This is a genomic window from Bacillus sp. Nf3 (assembly GCF_003028545.1).
GTDB classification, from domain to species: Bacteria; Bacillota; Bacilli; order Bacillales; family Bacillaceae; genus Bacillus; species Bacillus safensis.
Genome location: NZ_PYUA01000001.1, coordinates 660,658 through 682,030 on the forward strand (window position 1 = coordinate 660,658; position 21,373 = coordinate 682,030).

Genomic DNA, 21,373 nt, shown 5'->3' on the forward strand with positions numbered 1-21,373 from the left:
TTCAAATGACGAAGCTACAGGACAAGCAAGTTCGAATCGAACGAGACTTTCTAGGTGAAAAGGAAGTAGACACTCAAGCATATTATGGAATTCAAACATTACGTGCAGTGGAGAACTTTCCAATTACAGGCTACCGTATTCATGAGGAACTCATCAAAGCATTAGGGATTGTCAAAAAGGCAGCCGCACTTGCAAATATGGATACACAGCGACTATATTCTGGCCTTGGAGAAAAAATTGTTGAAGCCGCAGATGAGGTCATCGAAGGAAAATGGAACAATCAATTTATTGTCGATCCAATTCAAGGCGGGGCTGGCACTTCAATGAATATGAATGCCAATGAAGTCATTGCAAACAGAGCGCTTGAACTACTAGGAAAGGAAAAAGGCGCTTATACTGAGCTAAGTCCAAACACGCATGTGAACATGTCGCAGTCAACAAACGACGTTTTCCCAACAGCGATTCATATTTCAACATTGAATATGATTGAAAAACTACTTTATACGATGGAAAACATGCATCAAGTCATGACCGAAAAAGCGCAGGAATTCGATCATGTCATCAAAATGGGACGTACGCATCTTCAGGACGCTGTTCCAATCAGACTTGGACAAGAGTTTAGTGCGTATGCAAAAGTTCTTGCTCGTGATATTAAACGTATCAAGCAGTCTAGACAGCATTTATATGAAGTCAATATGGGTGCAACAGCAGTCGGAACTGGATTGAATGCAGATCCTAAATATATTCGCCAAGTGGTTGGCTATCTATCTGATATTAGCGGATTACCGTTAGTTGGTGCTGAAGACTTAGTCGATGCAACGCAAAATACAGATGCTTATACAGAAGTATCTGCTGCGCTTAAAGTATGTATGATGAATATGTCCAAAATGGCGAACGATATTCGTCTGATGGCTTCTGGTCCAAGAGCAGGCTTTGGTGAGCTTCACTTGCCGCCGAGACAGCCAGGTTCATCTATCATGCCAGGGAAAGTCAACCCAGTTATGCCTGAGGTCATGAACCAAGTGGCTTTCCAAGTCATTGGGAACGATCACACAATCTGTCTTGCATCAGAGGCTGGCCAGCTTGAACTGAACGTTATGGAACCAGTGTTGGTGTTCAACCTGCTTCAATCTCTCAGCATGATGAAAAATGTATTCGAGTCCTTCGTGGACAACTGCTTGCGTGACCTAAAAGCAGATGAATCTAGATTAAAAGAATATGTAGAAAAGAGTGCCGGTGTCATGACGGCGGTGAACCCGCATATTGGTTATGAAGCGGCTGCACGAATTGCAAGAGAAGCCATCCTTACAGGCGCATCTGTACGTGAGCTTTGTCTGCAAAATGATGTGTTAACAGAGGAAGAGCTTGATGTCATCTTAAATCCTTTTGAAATGACAAAACCAGGTATTGCTGGCGCATCACTTTTAGAAAAAGATCGTTTAGAAGATTAAGCGGCATCATGAGAAGCGCACACCGGCAAAGTTCCGGTGTGCGTTTTTTCATGAAGGTTTGTTTTTCTTAAGCTCACATAGTATACTATCGTCAATTATTAGGGATGTGACTGCGTTTGAATCTACTGAAAAAATGGCTGAATACAGAGCCTTATTTAATTGTGCTGCTCATTGTACTGACGCCGATTGGCGGAGAGTTTAAATTTTATCCATTTGAGGACAGCTTTCGGGTCAGCTTTGGAACCGTTGTCTTTTTCTTTATCCTGCTTCAAATGAAAAGATTCCCTGCATGGGCAAGCGGCATCATCGCTGGGATATCTGTTTTTGCGTTTCGCGTGCTGCTTGATACAGCCGTGACAGGGCATCTTCCGCTGGAAGAGGCGGTTTCATTAAGATTTCCTTCCTTGCTTTATTATGTTGTCTATGGCACACTCTTTTATTTATTGAAGGTCAGACGTTTCCGTGATCAGCCTTGGCTGATTGGAGCAACAGGCATCATCATGGAGCTGTGCGCAAGCATTGTTGAGATCATCGCACTTCGAGGCACCATGGATGAAATTTTAACGGTGCGGACGCTGTTTCAACTATTTGTTTTGGCGATTTTCAGAAGCTTTTTCGTGTTGGCTTGTTATACAATGATTCGCTTATATGAAGAGCAGGCGAGAGAGCGTCAGATGAAAAAGGAAAAGGAACATCTGCTGATGCTCCTGTCCAACCTTTACACGGAATCTACATATTTTCATAAAACACTTGCACATGCTGAGCACATTACGGCTACATCCTATCAATTGTATCAATCTCTTCACCACGCAAAGGATGCGGAATCATTGGATTTGAAAAAGCTCGGTAAAACCGCCTTGCAAATTGCAGGAGAGGTGCATGAAATCAAAAAAGATAACCAGCGGATTTTTTCTGCCTTATCAAAGCTGATTCATGAGGAAAATTTCCAGGCTTATGAGAGTCCTTCTCATATCGCTGGGCTTGTCATTCGCATTCATGAAAATTATGCTGAATCTCTTAAAAAAAACATTGTCTTTCATTATGATGAAGATGGGCAACACCCCGCCTATCACGTGTATACCATTCTATCTTTGTTAAATAACATCGTATCCAACGCTGTTGAAGCCATTCCTGTAGATGGAGAAGTGTCACTTTCTATTTCACAGAAAGAGAACCAGGTGATTTTTCAAATCAGCGACAACGGGCCTGGCATAAAAGAACGTAATCATCATGTTATTTTTAAACCGGGTTTCACTTTAAAATACGACCAGGTTGGGAATCCATCTAGCGGTATCGGGCTTGCGTATGTAAAGGATACAGCGGAGAAGCTTGGCGGAAGTGTTGAGATGAAGAGTATCCCAAATAAGCAAACGATTTTCACATTAACGATACCAGTAGATCAAGTCAGTAGAAAAGAGGGGATTGGGAGATGAGATTTTTTATTGTTGATGATGATGAAGCCGTTCGTTCTTCACTGGCTCAGCTCATTGAAGATGAAGAGCTTGGTATTGTGGCCGGAGAAGCAGAGGATGGCGCAGAGTTAACAGCCAGCTACTTAAATGATTTGCACATTGATATTTTATGTATTGATCTATTGATGCCGGAAAGAGACGGGCTTGAAACGATTCGAGCAATCAAGGATGAGTTTCACGGGAAATATTTAATGCTGTCACAGGTTGAAACAAAGGAATTAATCGGACAGGCGTATACGCTTGGCGTCGAGTATTATGTGACAAAGCCGATCAATCGTGTAGAGGTCTTAAGCGTCCTCCATCTCATGATTGAACGTCTTCATTTAGAGCATTCAATTGAAAATATTCAGCACTCACTTAAATCGGTCATGCAATTTCAGCAGCGCGGTCAGACGAAAACGAAGCAGCGGGGGAAAAGTCTTGCAGAGGCAGGGCAGTTTTTGCTGGCGGAGCTTGGTATTGTTGGTGAGAAGGGGTCTAAAGATTTATTAGATATGATCCTGTTTACAGACCAGTATTTAGCGCTGCATGCTGATCATCACGATTCCTTTCCTTCTTTAAAGATCATTTTCACTGGGATTACGGAGGATAAATTAAGTGAGCCATACACATCGGCAGACATCGCAAGAGAAGCAAAGGCAGCCGAACAGCGGGTAAGACGTGCGATCAACCAATCATTGAAACACATCGCATCACTTGGGCTAACCGATTTTTCCCATCCAACATTTGAAAATTACGCATCAAAATTTTTCGATTTCACCATCGTGCGAAAGAAAATGAGTGAATTGACGAAAGAGATGAGCGGAAGAGAAGAACACACCCGTATCAATGTGAAGAAATTTGTGCAGGTGCTTTACTACGAAGCAAAACGTATTTTTATGGAAGATTAAAAAAGACATGCTCTCCAATTAGGGAGACATGTCTTTTTTTGTGATGGATTGCAGGTGCATTTGCAGCACGGAGCGTATGAGCTGAGGAGGTAACCGATGAGGCTGTACAATTCCATTCAATGCAAGCCCATTGATAACCGCATAAAGCCGCTCAGTTTCTAATAAAAGATCGATATCATCTAGCAGCAGCCCATCCTCTTTCAATTTCATTAAACAATATTGGGCGGTTTGGAAAAGTTCGTCATACATCTTTGCATTGAGCGGCTGTAGATCTGGTTCAGTCAGTGCCTTGACTGAAAAAGCCTGCCACACCTCCATTTCAAATTTTCGTTCTTCATCAAGTGGAAGAACTTGCTCCAATAAAGTGATGACATTTTCCTCCGTTGAACCGTTTAATGGAAGCCCTGTAATCCGCTCCTTGACTCTTTCCTGAATTAAATTCATGGAGAATATAAACAACTCTTGCTGTGTGGAAAAATAATGACGCATAGAGCCGGCTGAAATTCCAGCTTCTACTGCTATTTTTCGTACAGAAGCGCTTTCCAATCCCTCTTGTTTAATCACTCTCATTGCAGCTTGAGCGACCTTTTGTTTTTGTTTATGGTGATCGACGATTTTTGGCATACATTGATTTTAGCATAGCTGTTGTTTTTTTAACACATCTGTGTTATTTTTTATTTAATACAATTGTATTAAAAAGGATGTGGGGAAATTGGTCGGGTTATTGATTGTGGCATGTGAAATTGGTTTTTGGCTGTTTATTTTAATGGGTTTAACGCTTCGTTATGTGTTTAAACAGAAAAAGTGGGGTGCTTTCTTTCTTGTCTGTACGCCGGTTTTAGATCTCATCCTTCTTGCGGCTACTTATATAGATTTAAGACAGGGGGCTGTGGCGACTTTCATCCACGGGCTTGCGGCTGTTTATATTGGTGTGAGTCTGGCCTTTGGACATCAAATGGTGAAATGGGCAGATGCTAAGTTTGCTTATCGTTTTGCAGGAGGCCCTAAGCCAAAGGGAAAACCAAAGTACGGTAAAGAGCGGTCTATGTATGAAATGGTCGGCTGGGCTCGGCATGTCATTTCTTATGTCATCGGAGCGGGGCTGTTATATGGTTTGACCTATCTCATCCAAGCACCAGAGCGGACGGAAGCGCTGACGCAGCTTGTCAATACATGGGGAATGATCTTAGCCATTGATTTTGTCATTAGCATCAGCTACGTCATTTGGCCGAAAAAACACCCAGAAAATATAGCAGGCTGACAAAAAAGACAGGCGGATTCACTCCACCTGTCTTTCCTTATGATGACAACCCTTTGTAAATGGTGTCAATATTCCATTTCATCATCTTATAGTAGCTGTCTCCATCTTCACCTTTTTTTCCAATGGAGTCAGTGAAGACTTTCCCTTTGATTGGAACCCCGGTTTCCTCAGAGAGGCTTTCAAGGCTTCGTTTATCAACACTTGTTTCAAGAAAGAGAGCAGGAACTTGATGATCTTTTACAAAATGAATGATGCGCTTCATTTGTCCTGGTGTTCCTTCACTTTCTGTGTTGATCTCCCAAATGTAGCCGGCTTTCAGTCCATACGCCTCTGCAAAATACTTGAATGCTCCTTCACTTGTGACAAGGAGCTTTTTGTCTTTTGGAAGCTGATCAAACTTGTCTTTTGCTTCATCGTGAAGCGCTTGAAGCTTTTTGATATAGGCTTCTGCATTTTTTTCGTAATCCTCTTTATGCTCAGGGTCCGCTTGAATGAGCGCATCTCGAGCATTTTGGGCATAAAGGATCCCATTTTCAACATTCAGCCATGCGTGGGGGTCCTGCTGGCTTTCGAGCCCTTTTGAAGACAAATGCTTCACTTTGACGCCTTTACTCAGCTCGGCTACAGGTGCATCATCCCCGTCCTTGCCGCTCGATTCAAGCAGCTTTTGAAACCAGCCGTTTCCTGTTTCAAGGTTCAAGCCATTATATAGAACAAGGTCTGCATCCGTCGTATATTGAACATCCTTTGGCAGTGGGTCAAATTCGTGTGGGTCTGTACCAATGGGAACAATGCTGTGAATAGAGACATGCTGCCCGCCTACTTCCTTCACAATGTCATAAAGAATGGAGTAGGTCGTGACAACTTTTAATGTGCCGTCATCTTTACCGGAATTACTTTGCTGGGTTGAACAGCCTGCGATGATCATAAGGGCAATGAATACTGCGGTCAAACGGATTGCAAATACCTTCTTCATATATGTCCTCCTTTTACATAGACGCTTCCTTTTTTAAGTGCGTTCGTTTTCGTTTAGATTTTAATGATCTCCATAGAATGCCTTGCTTTGGTGAAAAGATAAAGGCACTGCCGAATAAAATGGTGGCGACCAGCACGATGGAAGCACCAGATGACAAGTTATACGTAAAGCTAAGCCCTAGGCCTATGACAGCAGAAACAGCACCGAAAAAAGCAGATAAATAAATCATGATCCAGAGCCGGTCAGTCAAGAGATAAGCGGTGGCTGCCGGCGTGATCAGCATGGCAACGACAAGAATAATCCCAACAGTTTGCAGTGATGCAACGGTTACAAGGGTCAATAAGGTCATGAGAAAATAATGAATCAAGCGATTTGGTAAACCGTAAACCGAAGAAATCACCGGATCAAATGAACTAATGAGCAGTTCTTTGTAGAAAACGATGACGGCTAGCAAAATAAAAATACCAATGCCAAGTGTAATCCACATATCAGATGACCGAACAGCTAGTACGTTTCCAAATAGAATATGATATAGGTCACTTGAACTTTTCAAAAATGTGATCAAAATAATCCCGATTGAGAAAAAGGCTGTAAAGACAATGCCGATGGCTGAATCATTTTTTATGCGGCTGTTTTGACTTACGTAACCGATCCCAATCGCTGTTAACACGCCAGTTAAAACGGCACCGAAGAAAAAGTTAATTCCAAGCATATAAGAGATGGCGACACCTGGCAGTACGGCGTGTGAAATGGCGTCTCCCATCAGGGCCATGCCGCGTAAAATGATAAAGCAGCCGATAACGCCGCAAATGATGCCTACCATGACGGATGTAAATAGCGCTTTTTGTAAAAAAGCATATTCAAAGAGTCCGGTTAAAAATTCCATTACACGTCTCCTCCTGCTGATTTTAAGAATGGCAGCTGTGTTTCATATGCTTCCAGCATGATCTCTGGGCGAAGGATGTCGTGTACAGGCCCTGCTTTGATGAGTTTTTTATTTAACAGAACAAGATGGCTGAAATAATCATCTGCTTTACTCAAATCGTGATGGACAACCAAAATGGTTTTCCCTTCATCTCGTAATTCCTTCAAAATGCTCACCATCGTTTCTTCACTTGCCATATCAATCCCGACAAACGGTTCATCCAAACAGAAGAGCTGTGCGTTTTGAGCAAGTGCCCTTGCAAGGAAGACACGCTGCTGCTGCCCGCCGGATAACTCACCGATTTGTCTTTTGGCAAAGTCCTGCATCCCGACTTTTTCTAAACAGTGGTACGCATATGCCCGGTCTTCTTTTTTTGGACGTTTCATTAGTCCGAGCTTCGGATATGTTCCAAGTAGTACGGTATCCAGTACATGAATGGGAAACGTCCAATCTAAATCATTTCTCTGTGGTACATAGGCGATCTGTTTTCTCACTTGTTTAAAGGGCTGTTCAAAAAAACGAATATCCCCTTGGTCTTTTTCAATTAAATCCAAACATGCCTTGAGTAACGTCGATTTACCAGCACCATTTGGACCGATGATTCCTGTCATTGTCCCTTCCTGTATGGAAAGAGAGACGTTCTCTAATGCATCCTGTCCGTGATATGAGACATGAAGACGGTCGATTGTTAAAGCATTTGACATCTCTTGCGGCCCCTTTCAATCATCATTGCACTTCCTAAAGATATATGCATAAAATAAATAATTTTGACTAAAGGATGAAATGATTCCCTGATGCTAATTTGTTTCCTAAGGGAAACTTTTATTTTATTCTAAGCGTCTGTCCTTCTTTTGTAAAGAGAAAAACTGAAAACGATCGTTTTTATGTTATGCGGGGAGCAGGGGACATGAGCTTGATTTATTGAAAATCCGTATGACAGAATCGGACACAAAAAAACCAATTATTTCTTCATAAATGATTGACAGAAGACAAGAACTCCTCATATAATAAAGGTAATCCAATATATGAATATATGCTCATATATAAAGTTTTTGATTTTTAATAGGTTTCATCGATCCAGGGAACGTTACTTATCATATAGAAAAAAGGTGAGAACATGAAAAAAATGAAGGATGAATACGTATTAAACGGTCTTGATTGTGGAAACTGTGCACGTAAAATTGAAACAGGTGTCAGCAAAATGGATGGCGTTGAAGCTTGTTCCGTTAATTTTGCGACAGGGACATTGACTGTCACACATGCAGATAAGCAAGAAACGATGTCAAAGCGTATTGAAAAAACGGTTCAGTCCATCGAACCTCATGTGAGTGTATCACCAAAAGAAGAAGGCCATCATCACGATCATGATCATGGGACAAAGAATTTAAAAGCGATTGTGCTGAAATTAATTGGCGGTGCAGTCATTGGAACAGCAGCTTATTTTATACCAGAAGATGGCTTACTAAAATTCATCACGTTTTTCGCAGCTTATTTACTAGTCGGCGGTGATGTGGTTTTTAAAGCACTGAAAAATATCGTGCGCGGCCAAGTATTTGATGAGAACTTCTTAATGACCATTGCAACAGCTGGCGCTTTTGTGATTCAGCAATATCCAGAGGCACTGGCAGTGATGCTGTTTTACCAAATTGGAGAGCTGTTCCAAGGGGCAGCAGTGAATCGTTCAAGACGATCCATTAGTGAATTAATGAATATTCGCCCTGAATATGCGAATCTCAAAGTAGGAAATGAAACGAAAAAAGTGAAGCCGGAAGAAGTAAAAGTCGGTGATCGTATCGTCGTGAAACCGGGCGAAAAAATTCCACTCGATGGCCTCGTCATTGAAGGCTTTTCACTCGTGGATACCTCCGCATTAACAGGGGAGTCTGTGCCGCGGGATGTAGAAGCAGGGAAGGAAGTTCTTGCAGGGTTTGTGAATCAAAACGGGATTCTTGAAATTGAAGTGCAAAAAGGTCTAAGCGAATCGGCAGTGACGAAAATTTTAGACTTGGTTGAGAATGCGAGCAGCCGAAAAGCACAGACAGAAAACTTTATCACAAAGTTTGCAAAATACTACACACCGGCTGTTGTTGTATTGGCATTACTGCTTGCCTTTGTGCCACCGCTTCTCATTCCATCAGCACAATTGTCTGACTGGGTTTACCGGGCACTCGTTTTCCTTGTTATTTCATGTCCGTGTGCGCTTGTCGTATCCATCCCATTAGGATTCTTCGGGGGAATTGGGGCAGCATCTAAACGAGGCATCCTTGTAAAAGGCAGTAACTATTTAGAAGCACTGAACTCTGTGAGCTATGCTGTATTTGATAAGACGGGCACACTCACAAAAGGAAACTTTACAGTGACCAATATCGTGACAACTAGCGAAAAGTGGTCAGAAGAGGAGCTGCTTTCTTTTGCAGCTTTAGCAGAAACTCATTCTTCACATCCGATTGCTGAATCAATTAAAGCAGCATATGGTTCGCCGCTTGATGAAAGCCAGATTGAAGCATATGAGGATATTGCAGGACATGGAATTAAAGCGACCATCAGTGGTTCACAAGTCTTAGCGGGAAATCACCGCTTGATGGAACGAGAAGGCATTTCATATGAAAAAGAAAAACGAAGCGGAACGGTTGTGTACATGGCGATTAACGGTGAGTTTGCCGGATCGATCTTGATTGCAGATGAGTTGAAGGATGATGCAATTGAAGCCGTCTCAGCTCTAAAAACGTCTGGCATTCAAACTGTCATGCTGACTGGTGATGCCAAGCAAGTCGGAACAGCGGTCGCTCAGCAAATTGGTATAGATGAAGTGCATGCAGAATTATTACCGCAGGATAAAGTAGCAAAATTAGAAGAAATTGATCAGAAAAAAGCGCCTCAAGAAAAATTATTATTTGTTGGGGATGGCATTAATGATACACCGGTATTAGCAAGAGCAGACATAGGTATTGCGATGGGCGGACTTGGTTCAGATGCAGCGGTAGAAGCGGCCGATATCGTCATTATGACAGACCAGCCGTCAAAAGTTGCAGAAGCCATCGCTGTCGCTAAACGAACAAGAAGAATTGTATGGCAGAACATTGCATTTGCTCTTGGGGTTAAAGGGGTTTTCCTATTACTCGGTGCATTTGGTATTGCGACCATGTGGGAAGCCGTCTTCTCGGATGTTGGTGTGACTGTACTCGCTGTTTTAAATGCCATGAGGGTGATGAAATAAAATTGTAAGGAAAAATTCATGAATACCATCTTTCATATTGAATCCTCTCTTGTTAAAATAGAAGAAGTTGGATAATGGCATTATTCTAAGCTATTATCCTTTTTCTTTTTTTAGGAATGAAAAAGATAAGGTAGGTGCTTATGTGAGTAAAAAAAATAATCAATCTTCATCCATTAAATTTGCTGTCATTTTAACCATCATTGCAGCTCTTCTCATCGGTCTATTTGTTGTGATTGGGAATAAAAACAGCGAAGAAGCTCAAACAGTTGACAGTAAACCTTCTATTAAAGGTCAGCCTGTTATGGGAGATAAAAATGCAGCCGTGCAAATTGTCGAGTTTGGGGATTATAAATGTCCTTCATGTAAATCATTTGAAACAGACATTTTCCCAAAGCTGAAAGCGGACTACATAGATAAAGGCGATGTATCATTTTCGTTTATTAACTTACCACTTCCTGTTCATGGAGATGGCGCTGTATTAGCAGCACTAGCTTCTGAAGAAGTATGGAAAGAAGATCCGAAAAACTTTTGGGCATTTCATGAAGCTGTCTATCAAGCACAGCCAGATAGTGAAGCAGAATGGGTTACGCCTGCTAAGCTGACGGAGCTAGCGAAAAAGACAACAAAAATAGATACGGACAAGCTTAAAGATAACCTATCAAAGAAAACATATCAGCCGCAGCTGAACACAGACGATCAGCTTGTGAACCAATATAAAGTGAATGCAACACCAACTCTTTTCATTAACAATAAACAAGTCCAAAACTTTTATGACTATGATGAAATCAAAGAATTAATTGATCAAGAGCTCAAAGGGAAAAAATCATGAAGAATAAGCTTGTTTACTTATACAGTGCTTGGATCGTCTCTATCGTTGCGACGATGAGCAGCCTGTATTTAAGTGAAGTAAAAAAGTTTATCCCATGCGATATGTGCTGGTTTCAGCGCATTTTCATGTACCCGCTTGTGCTTTTACTTGGAATTGCGACATTCAGAGGCGATGTCAAAATAAAATATTATGTCCTGCCTTTGGCTGTGATAGGTGCTTGTTTTTCTATTTATCATTATATGGAACAAAAGATACCTGGCTTTGCATCGATTCGCCCTTGCCTGAGCGGTATTCCTTGTTCTGTTGATTATTTGAACTGGTTTGGTTTTATCACGATTCCACTACTAGCCCTTATTGCATTTATTCTCATCATCATTAGTATGCTGCTGTTAAATGCAAAAGAAGATTGAAAGAGATAGCCTGCTACTAAAGCGGGCTATTTTTTATTTTTGCAAAAAGATAAAATTTAAAGAAAATTTGTATTGCTTTTCGCCTGTGTCAGATATACATTAAGGGAGTAGTATTAGATGATTAGATAATGGTAAGGAGATAAGCGGAAAATGGCATGGGAAGTCTTAAGTATCATTGGCATTGTCGCATTCGCCATTAGTGGTGCGATTGTGGCAATGGAGGAAGAGTACGATATTCTTGGTGTGTACATTTTAGGGATTGTAACAGCATTTGGCGGTGGAGCGATTCGGAATCTATTAATTGGTCTTCCGGTGTCTGCTTTATGGTCACAGGGCAAAATGTTTACGATTGCCCTTGTATCTATTACGATTGTGTTTCTTTTTCCAAAGCTTTTGCTCAAACACTGGAGCACTTGGGGAAATTTCTCGGATGCGATCGGTTTAGCAGCGTTTGCGATTCAAGGCGCACTATTTGCTGTGCAAAGAGAACTCCCGCTCAGTGCGGTCATTGTGGCAGCCATTTTGACTGGAAGCGGCGGCGGAATTGTACGTGATTTATTAGCAGGACGAAAGCCGCTTGTGCTAAAAGCAGAAATTTACGCCGTATGGGCAGCTCTTGGCGGCTTATTCGTCGGACTCGGCTTAGCGCAAGGCGAGCTAGCTTTATATCTGCTGTTTGTCATCCTCGTCGTATGCAGGGTTTGTTCTTACTTATTCAAATGGCGTCTTCCCGCCAGGTCTTATTTTTTAAATAAAGGGTAAAACGAAAAAAGGGCGATTCCGCTCTTTTTTTGTGTTTAATAAGAGCTGAATGTCAGCAGATGTTGGAGTTTTCGTGTAAAATAAAAGCAGGGTCTATTGTTCATCATTTGAACAATACATATGATGAAAATTTTGTCAGCAGGCTGAATATCTGGATTCAGCCTTTTTTTGCCTAGATGGATTGTTATGTGTTGGTTTCACTTTTTGCGGAATACTAAAGAAGCACTTCTGATCGGACGGATGGATAAAATGAACACATCTTTGCATGTAAGCAAAACTTGACGAAAAATATACATAGGAGGGACATGTACTAGTGGAGATTTTTTTAGCAGTGCTCGTACTACTGGCACTCATTGCAGCATCTAATATTATCAATCGTTTTGTCCCCTTTATTCCAGTTCCGTTAATTCAAGTGGGCTTAGGAATATTGGTGGCAGCCTTTCCTTCAGGTTTACATATTTCTTTAAATCCTGAACTCTTCTTCGTTCTATTTATTGCGCCGCTGTTATTTAATGACGGGAAGCGTACCCCAAGGGACGAGCTATGGAAATTAAGAGCACCTATTCTTCTTTTAGCACTTGGTTTAGTGTTTGCGACCGTGATTGTAGCGGGATATACCATTCATTGGATGATTCCAAGCATACCGCTTCCAGCCGCATTTGCGCTTGCAGCGATTTTATCACCGACAGATGTGGTGGCAGTAAGTGCTTTATCCAGCCGTGTGAATATGCCAAAGGGCATCATGAGACTGCTGGAAGGCGAAGGGCTGATGAACGATGCATCAGGACTTGTCGCCTTTAAATTTGCCATTGCCGCAACAGTGACGGGAGCCTTTTCAATTGCTGAGGCATCCTTTAGCTTTGTACTCATTGCCGCAGGTGGTTTATTGACTGGATTTATTCTATCCTTTTTTATCATTCGTTTTCGCTATTTTCTCCGCCGTTTAGGAATGGACGATGTCACGATGCACATCATCCTGCAAATCCTTACACCATTTGTGATTTATTTAGCAGCGGAAGAAATCGGTGTATCTGGGATTTTAGCGGTTGTGGCTGGCGGTGTGACACATGCCATTGAGCAAGATCGAATGGAAGCGAATTTAGCCAAACTGCAAATTGCTTCATCAAACACATGGAATATTATTTTATTTATTTTAAACGGACTTGTTTTCGTTTTACTTGGATTGCAGATTCCTGATGTATCCACAGTCATTTTCCAGGATGAAGCATTTAATAATATGCAGGTCATTGGCTATATCTTAATTATTACGCTATGTCTCATGGTGCTGCGGTTCTTATGGGTATGGCTGTTCTGGGCAGGTAACTGGAGTGTAACGAAAAAGCAGAATGTGAAAAAACCGAAGCTGCGGGCTTCGATGCTGATGACATTCTCTGGTGTTCGTGGTGCTGTCACATTAGCAGGTGCCTTTTCAATACCATTTACGCTTGCGGACGGATCGCCATTTCCTGAGCGGCACTTGATTATTTTCCTCGCAGCAGGCGTGATTTTATGTACACTCATTTTAGCTAGTGTGTTACTGCCTCTTTTATCTGAGAAAAAAGACAAGCAAGTCGACGTGGACTTGGATACAAAGATTCAGCATGCGAAACGGAAGCTGCTGAGAAGTGCCATTAAAACCTTAAAAGAAGGTATGAATGAGGACAACAGAGAAGTATCCCTTGCACTCATCAATGATTACCGAATAAAGCTGAGAAATATCCAGCGTGAGCCGTACCAATTCGGGATGAGAAGACAAGAGCGAAAAATCAGACTGCATGGCATCAAAGCAGAACAGATGAAACTTCAACAATTAATTGATGATGAGAAAATTGATAAGGAAGAAGCTTATGAGCTGCAAGAGAGATTTCATGAGCTGGAAATGCTGTACTCAAACTCATTCAAAATTCGTTTTTCAAAGGTGAAGTTTCTCCGCTTGCTTCAATGGCTGCAATTATGGCGGCCGAATCAGCACATTTCAAACGGTATTTTAGAAAAAGAGGACTCGTACAAACAAATCCGTAAGAAAACGGCTGAGGCTGCGGTAGACTCGATCAAACAGCATATGACAGATGAAAACCAGCAAACGTGCCACCAAGTTATTGGTTTTTACAACCAAGTGATTTACCGCTGTGAACACGGTCCAAGCTTCTTCCAGCAAAAAGACCGTTCATTTGACCGGAAGAAAAAAGAGCTGAACTTCCAAGCTGTACAGACGATTCGAAATGAAATACAAACCTTATATGAAGATGGTGAGATCAACCGTGATATTGCCCATCATTTAAGAGAGTATATCAATGACATGGAAGCTGTTCTGCTCACTAATACGTGATGTTGTCATCTTCTCCCCCATGTTTTATGATGAAGAAAGAGAACGAGCAGGGGGAGATCAATGATGGCTTATTATGGAGCAATTGAAGCTGGGGGTACAAAATTTTGTTGTGCAATCGGTAATGAGCATGGAGACATCTTAGAGGAAATGACGATTCCGACAGAGCACCCGGATCAAACAATACAAAAGCTCATTCCATTTTTCAAGCAGCATGACATTGCAGCATTAGGGGTTGGCTCCTTTGGACCCATTTGTGTACAAAAGGACGATCCTTCATACGGTTATATCATGAACACACCGAAAGTGGAGTGGAAGCAATACCCGTTCATTCCTGAGCTTGAGAAGCAATTAGGTGTCCCCGTATCTTTTACAACCGATGTCAATGCCGCAGCACTAGGTGAATTAACAAAAGGGGCAGCCAAAGGGCTAAGCAGCTGTTTGTATATCACGGTCGGTACAGGCATTGGTGCGGGGGCTGTTGTGAAAAATGAGCTTCTACACGGTCATTCACATCCTGAGATGGGGCATATCCTTGTCAGGCAGCATGAATCTGACCCATTTGCAGGTGTCTGCCCGACACATGGAAATTGCTTAGAAGGACTGGCAGCTGGACCAGCGATTGAGAAAAGGTGGGGGAAACCTGCCAAAGAGCTGACGCAGGATGAAGCGGTTTGGGCACTTGAAGCGGATTATTTAGCGCAGGCGCTTATGCAATACTCGCTCATTTTAAGCCCAGAGCGCATCATCATGGGCGGAGGCGTCATGAAGCAAAAGCAGCTATTCCCACTCATTCGAGAGAAGCTAGCTGTTTATGTCAATGATTATGTAGACCTGCCGCCGCTTGATACATACATTGTCTCCCCTAGACTTGAGGACAAGGCTGGCATGACTGGTGCGCTGCTCTTAGCCATCGAAGCGAAGAGAAACGCCTGATAATAGAGTTTTGAAGGACAACGTGAGATAATGAAAAAGATGGAATCTATGAAAAAGGTGGTTGTTAAAATGGTCAAAAGCTTGAATGATACCGTAACACTGAATAACGGAGTAGAAATGCCTTGGTTTGGTTTAGGTGTATTCAAAGTGGAGGACGGCAATCAAGTGGTAGATGCCGTAAAAGCAGCCATACGGAACGGATATCGCAGCATTGATACGGCAGCTGTTTATAAAAATGAGACAGGCGTAGGAAAAGCGATTAAAGAATCTGGTGTGAAACGAGAAGATTTATTTATTACGTCTAAAGTATGGAACACAGATCAAGGCTATGATAAAGCGCTTGAGGCGTTTGACGCAAGCTTAAACCGATTAGGTCTTGATTACTTAGACCTCTATTTGATTCATTGGCCTGGACCAAATGCAGATACATTTAAAGACACTTGGCGTGCACTTGAGAAGCTTTATAAAGACGGGAAAGTCAGAGCCATTGGAGTCAGCAACTTCTATATTCAGCATTTAGAAGAGCTGTTAAAAGATGCTGAGGTTGTTCCAGCTGTGAACCAAGTGGAGTTTCACCCGAAACTGACACTTGTTGAACTGCGTCAATATGCAAAGGAAAAAGGCATTCAAATTGAAGCATGGTCTCCGCTGATGCAAGGGAAGCTATTAGATCATGACGTTTTGAAAGACATTGCTGCACGCTACAACAAATCTGTTGCTCAAGTCATCTTGCGCTGGGATCTACAAAGCGGTGTCGTGACAATTCCTAAATCAATCAATGAAGAACGTATTAAACAAAATGCAGACATCTTTGACTTCGAGCTTTCTAAAGAAGACATGGAAAAAATCGATGCATTAAACAATAACGAACGCGTCGGCTCGAATCCAGAGACGATGACGGTTGGGTTTGAATAAATTAAAAAAATCCTCTTTCTCATGTGAGAAAGGGGATTTTTTACGTACTGCTTCGGCGTACAGCCAACAGCATGATAAAAGATAGAATCACAATACAAATTGTCCACGCCCAAGCAAGCTCCATTCGTCCGGAATCAATCGCCACATAGATAGCGGTTGGGAGTGTTTGCGTTTTTCCTGGGATGTTGCCGGCAAACATTAGGGTTGCCCCGAATTCACCAAGTGCTCTGGCAAAACTGAGGACACTGCCTGATAGAAGGGAAGGCAGGGCAAGTGGTACTGTAATATAGGCAAAGACTTGAAATGAATGAGCACCATCTACTTTTGCAGCGCCTTCAATATCTGATTCAATGGTTGAAAATCCGGCTTTTGCTGATTGATACATAAGCGGGAATGCTACAACCGTCGATGCAATGACCGCCGCCCACCACGTGAAAATGACTGGCTGGTGGAAGATCCATTCAATGGCGCTCCCGATCATGCTATGCCTTCCGAATATGACGAGCAATAAAAAACCTACAACCGTTGGTGGGAGGACAAGCGGAAGCATCAACAGCGTTTCCACAATCATTTTTCTTTTAAACGAGCTTCGTGCCATCCAAAAGCCAATCGTTGTGCCAAAAACAGTGGCAAGCAGCCCGCTCACAAAAGCAACCTGAACGGACAGCCAAATAGGAGATAGAAATTCTTCAGTCATCATAGGCATTAATTCACTTGAAAGCCGTACTTTTTAAAAATTGATTTGGCTGTTTCTGATTGAAGAAATTGAAAAAAGGACTTGGCTTCCTCTACATGTTCTGTCCCTTTGACGATTCCAACTGGGTAAATGATCGGGGAGTGCATGTCCTGATTGGCTTCAGCCGCAATCTTTACTTTTTTGGAAACGAGGGCATCTGTCTTATACACAACACCAGCTTCCACATTTCCTGTTTCTACGTAGCTTAAAACTTGCCGCACATCCTTGCCGTATACAGCGTTCTTTTTCACTTGATCCCAGATGTTCAGCTTTGTGAAAATCTCTTTGCCGTATGTACCAGCAGGAACGGATTCTGGTGTGCCAAGAGCAATCTTCCCTTTTATGTGCTGGGCGTCTTGAAAGCTTTTAATAGAGGAAGAATGATCATTTGGCACAATGAGTACAAGCTCATTTTGGATGGCATCCTTGATAAAATGTTGATCGATATCTCCAGATTGCACAAGCTCATCAAAGGGCGCTTCAGCTGCTGAGAAAAAGAGATCTGCTTTTGCCCCTTGCGCAATTTGTTGCTTCAATGCGCCGGATGACCCGAAATTATTTGTTAATGTCACATTCGGATGCTCATCATTAAAGGCGGATTCAATTTCCTTTAGTGCATCCTGAAGACTTGCCGCTGCTGAAATGACAAGCTCTGTTTTTTTGCTTGTATCCGATGACTTCATCTCTGTTTGACACCCGCTCAGGAGCAAGCAGATGGCGATGAAGGGGAAGAACGCATACTTCATGTTCACACCTCTTATTATTCAATATCATATGTATCCTTTATTATAAGCAAACTTATTTGACCATTCATAGGTTTTCAGTAAAAAGAGAAAAGAAAAAGCCGCCAGATGGCGACTTTTTAATGCTGATAAAAACGCAGCAAATTCCCATTGATCACTTTGTCTGATAAGGAAAGCTCTTTATTGGCTTTTTCAATATAAGGCTGACACAGCTCATCCTGTTCAACAGGTTCTTTTGTTTTTTGATCATAGCAGGTGTTCTTTGTATAGAGATAATCATCTGTAATAAAGTTCCCGTTTCTCAAAACAGCAAAAGGCGTCCGTTCGTTTGAAAATAAGTCATTGCCAAATTGAATGGCATCCTTCGTTTCAATACCGAGTAAGTGCAGGAGTGTCGGCTTCACGTCGATTTGCCCAGCTGTTTCAGAAATTGTCTGCGGTGCTTGATCTGTGACCCCCGGAATGTAAATTAAAAAGGGCACCCGCTGCAATTTCACAGCATCAAACGGTGTGATTTCATCTTTTTTAAGCAGCTCTGCCATTGCCTGATGGTGTGCCTCGGAGATACCATAGTGATCCCCCATGAGGACAAACATCGTATTGTCATACAGTCCTTCTTCTTTCATGCGGTCAAAAAATGTCTTAATGGCTTCATCCTGATAGCGGACGGTCGTCACATAGCGGTTTAAAATCGCGCTGGACGAATCATATTCATCAATCAATTGATCCTTTGGATCGATTTCAAATGGAAAGTGATTGGTCAAGGTAATAAACGTGCTGTAATAAGGCGCCTTCAACTTTTTTAAATAATCAATGGATTGGTCAAAGAAGTCAATATCCTTTAAGCCCCAGCCAGTTGAATTCTGTTCATTGACCTGATACGAATCGACATCATAAAAACGGTCAATCCCAAACGATTCATACATCACATCACGATTCCAAAACGTTTTATTATTCGCATGAAATTGGACGGATTGATAGTTTTCTTTTTTCAACTGCTTGTATAACGTGTCGTATTCGTTGTCACTCGCTGTGAAAAAGACAGCGCCGCTGCTAGATGGGTAGAGGGAATTTGCGACAATAAACTCTGAATCCGATGTCTTTCCTTGCTCAGTCTGCTGATAAAATTCATCAAAATAAAAACTCTTTTTAGCAAGTTGATTTAAAAAGGGGGTGATGTATTGTCCATTCACCTTTTGATCAACGACAAATTGCTGTGTTGATTCGAGTGAAATGAACACAACGTTCCTGCCTTTAGCAAGTCCAAAGTACTCTTCGTTTGGTGCACTGTAATCAGCCTTTGTGTAGTTTGCTACGGTTGAAAGTGTATCTTCATCTGCAAAGGCCTTTTGTCCAATACGCGCCGTTTGGGCAGCGCCGTCATACAGATGGAACTGAAACAGCCCAAGATTTCGTACGATCACTTCTCGATCATAAGAGCTTGTCAGAAAGCGAGGGTGATCCATCATGGCTGTGCTGACATGAAACACTAGAAAGCTGCAGCACACCGCATAATATGTTTTGATCGTCTTGAAAGATGCTTTTGGTGCTAAAGGTTTGCGCTTTAACAGCCACGCCAGAACCACGAAATCAATGAGCATCAGCAAAAACAGCGGGTGGAACAATTCTGTCATACTGCTGCCCATATCTCCCATGTTTTTCGCTTGGAATAATACAGGGATCGTAATGAAATCAATATAAAATCCATAAAAGATCGTATTCGATATGAGAATGGCCGTCAAAATCAAATTTGCGGTTAATAAAAATACCTTTTGCTTCGTTTCATTTAAAAAAAGAGCAATCCCAAACAAAGGGAGCAAAAAGCTAAGTGGATTGATCAAAAGCAGCCATTCATGAAACAGATTGGCCGTTCGTATGTGAAATCCGAATTGATAAATGATGTATGTTTTCATCCACATGAAGAGGATGGAGTACACTAAAAACCAGTGAATTTTGAAAAACGCTTTCATTTATGTAGCTCCTCACCATTCTGTATTCAGCTGCAAGGCAAAAACACTTATCTTAAACCTACTAAAAAAATGAGGAATGATCAATTCATATCCTGTGTTTTTCGGAAAACTCTTTTTGATTCATTAGAATGGGATGGAGATGCCGCAGAGGACAGCGATGTAATAGCAGGTAACAACGGTGAGAGCAGCTAGTACGACTTGTTCTCCTGTGCTGCCTGTTTTGACATAGAAGGGAAGACGCACTTTAATGGAAGCCGGAAATAAAAATTTAATCCCATTCACTGTTCCTGCATCCAGAATGAGATGGCTTGCCATCCCGACTAGTAAACCGATACTTAGGCTGTCATTTGGAATGTATGTTGTTGCTAGAAAATAAATGATCAGCAAAAATAATAAACTGTGTGTAAACGTGCGATGACCGAACACACTGCTGATCAGTGTCGAGAGCAGCGGGAATTTTCTGCCGATTTTACTTTTTGTATGGCAAAGATCAGGGATCAGAGCACCTGCTGATCCAGCAGCAGCCATCGTCACTGGGTCGAATCCATAGTAGTAGGCAACGGCTGTGGAGGCGGCAATTCCGCCCATGATGTGTGTTTTTCCTGTCATGATGCGTACTCCTGTTCTATCTTTAGTTCAAGTATTCACTATATCAAGGGTCGATTCATTCAGCAAGGCTTATTTCTAAAGAAAAAGAGGCCAAAAAGGTTGGCTGAATGGAAAAACATTCTATAATAAGGAGGAAGTCATGTTGATACTAACGATAAGGATGCGATTCGGATGGGTAATGCAGACATTTTAAAAGAAATTGTTCTTGTACATTATGAAGTCAGCCGTAAATTAAACCGCAAGTTACTTGAGTTAGAGAAAGACATCACGCCCCCACAGATATATGCTCTTTCTATTTTGATACAAGGCAAAGTATCACATGCCGAAGAGCTGAAGCAAAGACTCTCTTTAAACCCTGGTGCAGCCTCTATTGCACTCAATAAATTATGTGAGCAGGGTTATATTCAAAGAGAACGGGACAAGGACGATTCGTCACTTGTCCGTTTAGAAGTCACGGAAAAAGGGATGGCCATTTATGAAAAGCATACACGTCTTTTCGGAAAGGTGATTCAGCATATGATGTCAGACTTCACAAAGGATGATTTAAAAACCTTTCTGACGTACTTGCAAAAAATGAGACAGACCTTTCATGATGATTGAGCCTCTTCCCTTGTATAATGCTGAGCGCTGTAGCACAAATTAAACAGGCAACCGCATTTTATGAAAAGGGAGGAAACAGCGATGTCATTTTTCCAAAAGGATAAAAAAGCGAAAAGTGAGAAAAACCATCAGCAGGTAGATCAGCTGTTAGAGGAAGCAAGTAAAGAGCTAGCAGGCGATCCGCTTCAGGAAGCTGTACAAAAGAAGAAAAATAACCAACAATAAGCAGGTAAAGGGCAGAGAAAAGAATCTCTGCCTTTTTTCTATGTTTTTCCCTTTGACAGATGTGAGAATGTTTGATAACCTTCGTGTAGTAAAAATGAATAGAAATCCTCACGCTATGTC

At 41.9% G+C, this 21,373-nt stretch carries 21 protein-coding genes; 13 read left to right on the top strand and 8 right to left on the bottom strand.

Annotated elements, in window-relative coordinates; all coding sequences use genetic code 11:
- Positions 1-5: 5 nt before the first annotated feature.
- The 3 genes from aspA (at position 6) to C9414_RS03295 (ending at position 3,813) form a co-directional block, all read left to right on the top strand.
- Complete coding sequence (aspA, locus tag C9414_RS03285; protein WP_039181426.1) at positions 6-1,451, top strand: aspartate ammonia-lyase; 1,446 nt, start codon at positions 6-8, stop codon at positions 1,449-1,451.
- A 116-nt stretch (positions 1,452-1,567) separates the two neighbouring features.
- On the top strand, positions 1,568-2,884 hold the full coding sequence (locus C9414_RS03290; RefSeq protein WP_047202381.1) for a sensor histidine kinase: 1,317 nt from the start codon (positions 1,568-1,570) through the stop codon (positions 2,882-2,884).
- The gene (locus C9414_RS03295) at positions 2,881-3,813 is read left to right on the top strand and encodes a response regulator (RefSeq protein ID WP_034280916.1); all 933 of its coding nucleotides are present in this window, start codon (positions 2,881-2,883) and stop codon (positions 3,811-3,813) included. The genes C9414_RS03290 and C9414_RS03295 overlap by 4 nt, the downstream gene beginning before the upstream one ends.
- Before the next feature lie 18 nt (positions 3,814-3,831).
- On the opposite strand, the gene C9414_RS03300 is transcribed toward C9414_RS03295, so the two are convergent.
- Positions 3,832-4,437, bottom strand: a complete 606-nt coding sequence (locus tag C9414_RS03300) for a TetR/AcrR family transcriptional regulator (RefSeq protein WP_047202382.1) — start codon at positions 4,435-4,437, stop codon at positions 3,832-3,834.
- Positions 4,438-4,525: 88 nt separating this feature from the next.
- On the opposite strand from C9414_RS03300, the gene C9414_RS03305 reads away from it, so the two are divergent.
- Positions 4,526-5,074, top strand: coding sequence for a hypothetical protein (locus C9414_RS03305; protein ID WP_047202383.1), 549 nt, complete (start codon positions 4,526-4,528; stop codon positions 5,072-5,074).
- Between the two features lie 37 nt (positions 5,075-5,111).
- Here the strand turns inward: C9414_RS03305 and C9414_RS03310 are convergent, their stop codons facing one another.
- From C9414_RS03310 to C9414_RS03320, 3 genes are read right to left on the bottom strand one after another with little or no spacing between them, the layout of a single operon-like run.
- The gene (locus tag C9414_RS03310; protein ID WP_039181414.1) at positions 5,112-6,050 is read right to left on the bottom strand and encodes a metal ABC transporter substrate-binding protein; all 939 of its coding nucleotides are present in this window, start codon (positions 6,048-6,050) and stop codon (positions 5,112-5,114) included.
- A 13-nt stretch (positions 6,051-6,063) separates the two neighbouring features.
- Complete coding sequence (locus tag C9414_RS03315; RefSeq protein WP_047202384.1) at positions 6,064-6,936, bottom strand: metal ABC transporter permease; 873 nt, start codon at positions 6,934-6,936, stop codon at positions 6,064-6,066.
- On the bottom strand, positions 6,936-7,679 hold the full coding sequence (locus tag C9414_RS03320) for a metal ABC transporter ATP-binding protein (RefSeq protein ID WP_047202385.1): 744 nt from the start codon (positions 7,677-7,679) through the stop codon (positions 6,936-6,938). Before C9414_RS03320 ends, C9414_RS03315 begins: the two co-directional genes overlap by 1 nt.
- 413 nt (positions 7,680-8,092) lie before the next feature.
- Here C9414_RS03320 and C9414_RS03325 point away from each other — a divergent pair, with 413 nt between their 5' ends.
- From C9414_RS03325 to C9414_RS03355, 7 genes are all read left to right on the top strand, one after another.
- A complete protein-coding gene (locus tag C9414_RS03325) occupies positions 8,093-10,192 on the top strand; it encodes a heavy metal translocating P-type ATPase (RefSeq protein WP_107163059.1) in 2,100 nt (699 codons plus the stop codon).
- 142 nt (positions 10,193-10,334) lie between these two features.
- Entirely contained in the window at positions 10,335-11,021 is a 687-nt protein-coding gene (locus C9414_RS03330) for a DsbA family protein (RefSeq protein WP_107163172.1), read from the top strand.
- Positions 11,018-11,431, top strand: a complete 414-nt coding sequence (locus tag C9414_RS03335; protein WP_047202387.1) for a disulfide oxidoreductase — start codon at positions 11,018-11,020, stop codon at positions 11,429-11,431. Before C9414_RS03330 ends, C9414_RS03335 begins: the two co-directional genes overlap by 4 nt.
- A 150-nt stretch (positions 11,432-11,581) precedes the next feature.
- Positions 11,582-12,193, top strand: coding sequence for a trimeric intracellular cation channel family protein (locus C9414_RS03340; RefSeq protein ID WP_024423463.1), 612 nt, complete (start codon positions 11,582-11,584; stop codon positions 12,191-12,193).
- 313 nt (positions 12,194-12,506) lie between these two features.
- Complete coding sequence (locus tag C9414_RS03345) at positions 12,507-14,522, top strand: Na+/H+ antiporter (RefSeq protein WP_047202389.1); 2,016 nt, start codon at positions 12,507-12,509, stop codon at positions 14,520-14,522.
- 63 nt (positions 14,523-14,585) lie between these two features.
- Positions 14,586-15,455 (top strand): ROK family protein, encoded by an 870-nt coding sequence (locus C9414_RS03350; RefSeq protein ID WP_107163060.1) that lies wholly within the window; start codon positions 14,586-14,588, stop codon positions 15,453-15,455.
- A 69-nt stretch (positions 15,456-15,524) separates the two neighbouring features.
- On the top strand, positions 15,525-16,370 hold the full coding sequence (locus C9414_RS03355; RefSeq protein ID WP_039181397.1) for an aldo/keto reductase: 846 nt from the start codon (positions 15,525-15,527) through the stop codon (positions 16,368-16,370).
- Positions 16,371-16,410: 40 nt separating this feature from the next.
- Here C9414_RS03355 and modB read toward each other — a convergent pair whose 3' ends face one another.
- The 4 genes from modB to C9414_RS03375 form a co-directional block, all read right to left on the bottom strand.
- Entirely contained in the window at positions 16,411-17,076 is a 666-nt protein-coding gene (gene modB / locus C9414_RS03360) for a molybdate ABC transporter permease subunit (protein WP_107163061.1), read from the bottom strand.
- Positions 17,076-17,852, bottom strand: coding sequence for a molybdate ABC transporter substrate-binding protein (modA, locus tag C9414_RS03365; RefSeq protein WP_107163062.1), 777 nt, complete (start codon positions 17,850-17,852; stop codon positions 17,076-17,078). Before modA ends, modB begins: the two co-directional genes overlap by 1 nt.
- Before the next feature lie 116 nt (positions 17,853-17,968).
- Positions 17,969-19,819 (bottom strand): LTA synthase family protein, encoded by a 1,851-nt coding sequence (locus C9414_RS03370; protein WP_107163063.1) that lies wholly within the window; start codon positions 19,817-19,819, stop codon positions 17,969-17,971.
- Positions 19,820-19,942: 123 nt separating this feature from the next.
- The gene (locus C9414_RS03375) at positions 19,943-20,428 is read right to left on the bottom strand and encodes a metal-dependent hydrolase (protein WP_047202394.1); all 486 of its coding nucleotides are present in this window, start codon (positions 20,426-20,428) and stop codon (positions 19,943-19,945) included.
- Positions 20,429-20,599: 171 nt separating this feature from the next.
- On the opposite strand from C9414_RS03375, the gene C9414_RS03380 reads away from it, so the two are divergent.
- Both C9414_RS03380 and sspJ read left to right on the top strand, forming a co-directional pair.
- Complete coding sequence (locus C9414_RS03380) at positions 20,600-21,028, top strand: MarR family winged helix-turn-helix transcriptional regulator (RefSeq protein WP_047202395.1); 429 nt, start codon at positions 20,600-20,602, stop codon at positions 21,026-21,028.
- Positions 21,029-21,109: 81 nt separating this feature from the next.
- Entirely contained in the window at positions 21,110-21,253 is a 144-nt protein-coding gene (gene sspJ, locus C9414_RS03385) for a small acid-soluble spore protein SspJ (protein ID WP_024423454.1), read from the top strand.
- Positions 21,254-21,373 lie beyond the last annotated feature (120 nt).